We start from the raw sequence: 5079 nt of genomic DNA, 5'->3' as shown, positions 1-5079 counted from the left end.
TAAATACAAACTGTCAACTGTCAACTAACTCAAAACTCAAAACTCAAAACTCAAAACTCAAAACTCCTAACTCCTAACTCAAAACTCCTAACTCCTAACTCCTCACTCCTAACTCTCTACCTTTAACCTTTAACCTTTAACCTTTAACCTTTAACCTCATACATCCAAACCTATCACACTTAACTGGGGTGGATATTCTACAGTAAATTGATAATAAATCTCTTGTTTATCTTGTGGTGCAAGAGTTAAATTCCATTTTAATATTCCCATTTCACCAGGTTGAATTTGGGGATTTGTCCGGTTAAGACGTACTTTTATTTGTTCGTTACGACTTATTGGTAGTTGTTCGAGTAATTCTAATTTGGCTTCACTATTAAGTAAATTACTAATTTGTAATCTATAGCCATAAGTGATTTTGCTTATATTACCAATAAATTTTTTATCGACTTCACGCTCAACTAAATCCCGTTCGATTTTCAAACCTTCGTCAATTCCCAAGTTTAATTTAAATTCTTCACCTGGTACGGTATTTTGTAAATCGGAAACTCCCACAAAAATGCGATCGCGAAAAATATTGGCTTTACCCGGTAATAAAGTTGTACCCAGGGAATTATTTTTGACATTAGCTTGTAGATAAGCAAAACTTACCAAACGCGGCATTGCTATATAGCCAAAATTACAAGGATAATCATCTTGGAAAATTGTAGTTTTGTGAGGTGCGCCATCACTGGGTATATTTCCACTACCATCTAAGTTAAAGGTAACTACGTTTCCTTCTTGGGATACTTCCGCAGTTATTACCTCTGCTTCGATTATTTCTTTTTCTAATTCTTCAATTTCCGAGCCATAATTTTCTTCTTCAACATCAAAATTACGAGATTGTGCAGCCATTGATGCATCTGCAAACCCTCTTACTCTTTTGCGAGTCATCGGTGGTTGGGGAATATCAATATACCAAGGTTGAGGCTTCGGTGGTAAAGTTCCACTACCGGGTTTAGCTGTAGAAAGAGTTAAATTTACATTCGTCCAATCTTCGCCGGTATTTTGGATAATTTGCGCCAAGTATACCAAATTAACGCTTTGATTTTTGCGATCAACTCGAATATCATAAAGCGGTTTCCAACTTGCAAGATTGACTACATAAGACACTTCTAGCTCAAATTCTCCCGCACCGTCAGCTTCAATTCCCACCGTTAAATTAAAACTAACGCTAGGTTGAGGAGATCGAATTTGTTGTAAGGAAGCGTATAATACCTCCAACTGCCCATCTAATTCCCGCTGTTGATTTTTGTAATCTTCCATGGAAATAGCATATTCAGTATACTGGCTGCCGAGGAAGTTGAGTAAATCTAGAGTTTCGCTCAAGCTAATACTTTTACGCGCTAAACTAATGGAAAATTGTTCCTCAGTCTTCTCCCGTAAACCTTCCAAAAACCGCGATTGTAAGGCTAGAGCATCCATTTGAGCTTGAAATTGACGTTTCTGCGCTTCCAACTGTTCGATTTGTTGATTTAACTGCGATATCCGCGCTACTACCGACTCAGTTGTGTAAATACGCTCCACATTTACACCCAACAAACGCACAGCCAAATTACCTTTACCGTTAACCCGCACCGACTCCGTTTCAATAGTTTCTGGCAGTTGTGAGACTATCAATTCCTGCTCAGTTCCGTTTAATTTGATTGCACCACGGCGTGTCACCAATGCTTGATTAGTATAAACTGCAACTGCGACAATATCTGTTTCGACAAATTTACGCGATGATGGTATTTCCTGGTTAACCACTGCCAGTTTTCCTTAATTGCGAACGGTTATGCTGGTTAATTGTAGATCACGGATTGAAATGGATTACACTGATTTCACGGATTTAATTACTCAGTTGACAGTTGACAATTACCCATTACCAATTACCTATTACCCATTACCAATTACCTATTACCCATTACCAATTACCTATTACCCATTCCCATACAAAGCTGTTTCTGAAGCAAATTGCTTTGCAGCTTCTAATAAATATTCAAAATAGGCACGTGCAACAATCGATAATTGTTTACCGTTGGGATAAACCATATACCAACTGCGTTTTATGGGAAAATGTTCGACATCTAAAACTGTTAAATCCTCGGCATAAGGCATTAATGTATGACGAGATAAAACCGAGATTCCTAAGCCTCCGGCAATAGCTTGTTTAATCGCTTCATTACTACCTAATTCCAATTTTACTTTCACTTCTACATTCTTTTCTTCAAATAACTTTTGCACCGCTCTTCTTGTTCCAGAACCTGGTTCCCGCATAATAAAAGGTTCATTTGCTAACCTTGATATCGGAATATTCTTTTCACCAGCTAAAGGATGATTAATTGGAGCTAAAACTATTAAAGGATTATCTAAAAATTCTTGATAATTGATGTCAAGATTTTCTGGAATTTGACTCATAATATATAAGTCGTCTTGATTATTCGTCATTCGTTCCAGAATTCCTTCATGATTTGTTACTTGTAAAGCAATCTCAATTCCCGGATAAAGCTGACAAAATGCGCCTAATAAACGTGGAATAAAATATTTTGCTGTGGTAATTACTGCTAAACGTAATTGCCCTTGTTTTAATCCTTTTAAATCCGCTACTTTCATTTCAAATTTAGCCAAAATATTAAATATCTCTTGGCAAGTAGCAAATAATTCTCGTCCTGCATCCGTAAGATACAAACGTTTACCAACTTGTTCAAATAACGGTATTCCCACCGATTTTGTTAGTTGTTTTATTTGCATGGAAATGGTGGGTTGCGTAAGAAACAATTCTTCTGCGGCGCGAGTAAAACTACTGTGTCGTGCCGCAGCCTCGAACACTTTTAATTGGTGCAGCGTCGCTTGATTCAATGGTGATTATCCTCTTATAACACTTCATAAATAAACACCCTCAAAAGGATGCTCTCTCATAGAGAGATATATATATAAGTATGACCGAATAATTAAGTAAAAAATGCTTTCCCTCACGAAAAAAATCTGAGGGTTTCCATAGAGAAAAATCTATGCTTGTTATTCAAAATTGGGTATTTAACTTATGAAGTTGAGAAGTTATTATCATAAGTAACCCTATCCCCAGATAATCCATGACCACGGATTAAAAGGGATTACACGGATTTCACAGATTTTAATTACCAATTACCAATTACCAATTACCAATTACCAATTACCAATTACCAATTACCAATTACCAATTACCCATTACCAATTACCAATTACCCATTACCCATTACCCATTACCAATTACCAATTACCAACCACCCATTACCCATCACCCATTTCTAACCTTTCGACTTCCGGTAAAATTGAGATTTCTTCAACTATTTTTTCTGGTAACTTATTTAATTCTGGCAACTCGATTAATTCTGCTTCCCCAACTTGCTCTTTAATGTTAATTGGTAATCTTACGGGTTGACGCTCCTCTATCCAACAACTTGCTACTGGTAAGGTTTGCTCTAGTTCATCTAGGGGACGAGGTATCACCATCACCGCATTCAATTCTCCAATGCGTTCTGCTTCGTACATCCCAGCTTCTACTGCTACTGCTACATTTGCCACAGAACCGCGAATAATTGCAGTACACAAGCCAGAGCCGATTTTTTCATAAGCCGCTAACTGGACATCTGCTGATTTGAGCATAGCATCCGCTGCTCCTACCATCGCCGGGAACCCGATTGTTTCTACTAACCCGACTGCTTGATTGCTCAATCTATTATAGGTTGAACCATCAGCAATTTCACTTAGTCTAGTAGTAATAGGTAATACTATATTTAGATTAGGATAAGGGCGAGGAATTACCAAGCTAGAAATAAACTGTCCGAATTGCTTAGCAGTTTGTTCACCAGCTTCTACAGCCAAACGGACATCAGCAACTCCTCCCCGAATCACAGCAGTACAATGTCCCCCGCCAATTTTTTCATATCCAATCAAGTGAACCCCAGCAGATTTGAGCATCATATCCGCCGTTCCCACAATTGCAGGGAAACTTTGGGTAGATACTAACCCTAAAGCAGCACCTTTAGTTTTTTCTCGACTGCGTGATGAAGATTGATTATAGGAATGCATTAGTATTTCTCCCCAATATTCCAATTGACTATAAAAAGTGAAGGATAAAAATTAAACATATTGTTTTTACGCCTTACCTTTCACTTTAGCTTCTATAAAAGATTGAGGATGAAGCATGAAAAATAATTGTCATCAAAAATGCATTCTTTGCGATAGCAACGAGCTTGCACTACGCGATCGCAAAGTGTGTCCTTAAGAATTCATCCATCTTGGGATTGTTCATCCTCAGATACGGATGTATCCAAAGATTGTCTATGAGGGAATAAAGTTATTAACAGACTTTTAATATTAGTTCTTCCATAGATATGATTTCCAACGCCGTTTGAATTAACATTGGTGGATTGTTCGGCTGATTCTTCTGCTGCTGCTGAATCCGAGGAAACAGCTTTTTCTTCTGTTGAATTTTTGACAGGAGAAAAATACGAAATCGGAGATGGACTAACGTAAGGACGAGGTGATGGGGTAAGGGGGGGAGTGACGTAAGTTGGAGAATTGGGAATATGAGAGGAAATTTCTTCCTCCACTTGTTCAGTTAGAGGTAACTGAGTTTGCTTGAGTTTACCATTCATTTCCTCGGTGGAAGATTCGCTCAAAGACCTACTATTGTCTCCAATAACCGAACCTGCCGGAACGACTTTCCCAGGTTCCACGGAAGCACGAAATACAGTCGTAGCCGAACCTATACAAGCATTTACACCAATTTTACCTGCGCCAACCATCAGGAAACCGGCTCCTAAATTTGCTCCCGATTCGATCTCTAAAATTCCTGCATCGACTTGGAGAATTGACCCCATACCAATACAAACTCCAGAACCGATAATTATTTTACTCTTGGGAGCCGCTTGCATGATTACCCCTGGTGCGATGACCGCACTAGCATGAACAATCACCTCGCCACTGAAAAAAGTCTCGAAATTATTATATAGGCGCAGTGGCGGCACGGACATATTTTTACCTATTTTACCTCTTTGCTGGAGGATGGGGATGGGG

At 38.6% G+C, this 5079-nt stretch carries 4 protein-coding genes; all 4 read right to left on the bottom strand.

Annotated features, from left to right (window positions below; genetic code table 11):
• Positions 1-156: 156 nt before the first annotated feature.
• Complete coding sequence (locus tag IQ247_RS31310; RefSeq protein WP_193926036.1) at positions 157-1785, bottom strand: mucoidy inhibitor MuiA family protein; 1629 nt, start codon at positions 1783-1785, stop codon at positions 157-159.
• Between the two features lie 171 nt (positions 1786-1956).
• Positions 1957-2877 (bottom strand): LysR family transcriptional regulator, encoded by a 921-nt coding sequence (locus IQ247_RS31305; protein ID WP_193926034.1) that lies wholly within the window; start codon positions 2875-2877, stop codon positions 1957-1959.
• Positions 2878-3288: 411 nt separating this feature from the next.
• Positions 3289-4089: a beta-carboxysome assembly protein CcmO gene (ccmO, locus tag IQ247_RS31300; protein WP_193926032.1), complete on the bottom strand. Its 801-nt coding sequence runs from the start codon at positions 4087-4089 to the stop codon at positions 3289-3291.
• A gap of 200 nt (positions 4090-4289) precedes the next feature.
• Positions 4290-5079 (bottom strand): beta-carboxysome scaffolding protein CcmN (gene ccmN, locus IQ247_RS31295; protein WP_228060215.1); only part of this gene is annotated, 790 nt, incomplete at its 5' end.

This window comes from Plectonema cf. radiosum LEGE 06105 (assembly GCF_015207665.1).
Classification (GTDB): Bacteria; Cyanobacteriota; Cyanobacteriia; order Cyanobacteriales; family Nostocaceae; genus Rivularia; species Rivularia radiosa_A.
The sequence above is the reverse complement of the archived record's forward strand: the minus strand, read 5'-3'. Positions and strand labels throughout refer to the sequence as shown.